Source organism: Phytoactinopolyspora endophytica (assembly GCF_004138495.1).
In the GTDB taxonomy this organism is placed as follows: Bacteria; Actinomycetota; Actinomycetes; order Jiangellales; family Jiangellaceae; genus Phytoactinopolyspora; species Phytoactinopolyspora endophytica.
The window spans coordinates 109279-111644 of the sequence record NZ_ML142852.1 but is presented as its reverse complement, the minus strand read 5'-3'; the positions used below and the strand labels follow the sequence as shown (position 1 = coordinate 111644).

Genomic DNA, 2366 nt, shown 5'->3' with positions numbered 1-2366 from the left:
CACACGTGCTCGGCGAGGCGGGCGCCTTCGGTACTGACCGGCCGACCGCGGTGGTCGGCCGGGACCCGCGAGCATCCGGCGAGTTCCTGGAAGCAGCCGTGGTGTCAGGTCTGGCCAGCGCAGGCCTCGACGTACTCCGGGTAGGGGTGCTCCCGACGCCGGCAGTCGCGTACCTGACCGGCAGGCTCGACGCCGAGCTGGGCGTCATGCTGTCGGCCAGCCACAACCCGATGCCGGACAACGGCATCAAGTTCTTCTCCAAAGGTGGACACAAGCTCGAGGATGCCCTTGAGGACGCGATCGAGTCGCGGATGCGAGAGCCCTGGAAGCGGCCCACGGGCGCGGACGTCGGCAGGATCACGAGCCGTCCGCAGGGCCTCGAGATGTACGTCGAGCACGTGGCCAGCACCGTGCCGCATCGGCTGGATGGCCTGAAGGTCGTCGTCGACTGTGCGCATGGCGCCGCGTATCAGGCCGCACCGGAGATACTCCGGCGGCTCGGCGCTGAGGTGGTGGCCGTCTGCGCCGAGCCGGACGGGCTGAACATCAACGACGGTTGCGGCTCCACCCACATTGAGGCCGTGGCCGCGGCGGTCCAGGAGCACGGGGCCGATGCGGGGATCGCGCACGACGGCGACGCGGACCGCTGCCTTGCCGTCGACGCATCCGGAAAGGTCGTCGACGGCGACCAGATCCTTGCGATGCTCGCCCTGGCGATGCACGAGCAGAAGACGCTGCGGCACAACACCGTGGTCACCACCGTGATGTCGAATGAGGGACTCAGGCTGGCCATGCGGGCTGCCGGTATCACCGTCGTCGACACCGCCGTGGGGGACCGGTACGTACTGGAGGCGATGCGGGAAGGCGGCTACGCGCTCGGCGGTGAGCAGTCGGGTCACCTCATTCTGCTCGACCACGTGACGACGGGCGACGGCGTGCTGACGGCGGCGCACCTGCTGGCTCGTGTGGCGAGCACGGGGCGCACGCTCGCGGACCTCGCCGGCGCGGTCGAGCGGCTGCCACAGGTGTTGGTGAACGTCTCCGGCGTCGACAAGACGCGGGTCGCGACGGACGACGGAGTCCGCGATGCCGTGGCACGCGCCGAGGCCGAGCTCGGCACGACCGGCCGGGTGCTGCTGCGGCCGTCGGGCACCGAACCAGTCGTGCGAGTCATGGTGGAGGCTGCCACCGCCGAACAGGCAGACGCCGTCGCCGGCCGGCTCGCCGCCGCCGTGGAGTCGTCTCTCGCGCTCTGACCGGCGAGGGAAAATCCGTTGCGCGTGGGTAGCCGGCGGTTCACTCTTGGAGCATGCAGATCCGGTCCCTCGCCTCGAGCGACGAGGCATTCTCCGACTGGTACGCCGTCTACCAGAGCGCGCACAGCGCTGACTATCCCAGCGGGCCCCGGTTCCTCGAACGGGAGCTCCGAGTCACCTACGAGGGGCACGAGCATCAGGACACGAAGCTGTGGCTCGCCGAGAACGGCGGCCGGGCGGTCGGTGCCGCCCTGCTCGGACTCCCGCTGAAGGACAACCTTAAGCTCGCGGAGCCCGAGGTCTGGGTACGTCCCGAGGCGCGCAGGCGGGGCATCGGGACGGCTTTGCTCGAAACCGCGGAGGCATGCGCACACGAGTACCGGAGATCGAGCGCGCTCACCTACCTTGAAGGGCCGTCCGCGCACCCGACGACGTCGGGCACGGCGTTCGTGGAGCACCACGGCTACAGCCGTCGGATCGTCGAGATCGCGCGAGTGCAGCGGCCACCGTTCGACCTGAACGCGATCACGAAGGCTGAGGAGGAGGCGAAGCCGCACGCTGCCGGTTATGAGGTTCTGACCTGGCGGGGACGGGCGCCGGATGACTACATCGACGAGTACGCACGCCTCGAAGCGCGGATGTCCACGGATGCACCTCTCGGCGAGCTCGACTACGAGGCGGAGATCTGGGACGAGGCCCGGGTTCGCAGGTCGGAAGAGCGAGCCGAACGCATGAACCGCGGGCATTGGACGGCCGCGGCCATGGCACCCGACGGCACGATGGCCGGCCTGACCCGTGTTGTGCTCGCCCACGACAGCGACGCGACCGGCTTCCAAGACACCACTCTGGTCGACCCGGTCCACCGTGGTCATCGCCTGGGCTTGCTGCTCAAGGCGGCCAACTTCCGGAACCTCTTACGTGACCGTCCTGGTGTGCAGACGATCTGGACCTGGAACGCGGACTCCAACACCCACATGATCGCTATCAACGAAATGCTCGGGTATCGAGTCGAAGGGTGGGCCGCGGGCTATCAGCGTGAGCTCTGATCGGACCGTCCGCCCGAGAGAACGGGTTCTGATTCTTCAGGGTGCGGCGGAACCCACCAGATAG

At 68.6% G+C, this 2366-nt stretch carries 2 protein-coding genes; both read left to right on the top strand.

The features are described from left to right. Positions 1-1256: phosphoglucosamine mutase (gene glmM, locus ELR45_RS08855; RefSeq protein ID WP_240759344.1), on the top strand; the 1256-nt coding region annotated here is incomplete at its 5' end. 53 nt (positions 1257-1309) lie between these two features. Further along, positions 1310-2302, top strand: a complete 993-nt coding sequence (locus ELR45_RS08850) for a GNAT family N-acetyltransferase (protein ID WP_129665241.1) — start codon at positions 1310-1312, stop codon at positions 2300-2302. Positions 2303-2366 lie beyond the last annotated feature (64 nt).

What these genes read in the sequence shown, in the direction of transcription:
- ELR45_RS08850 (WP_129665241.1), top strand. Translation starts at nt 1,310, where the DNA reads ATGCAGATCCGGTCCCTCGCCTCGAGCGACGAGGCATTCTCCGACTGG.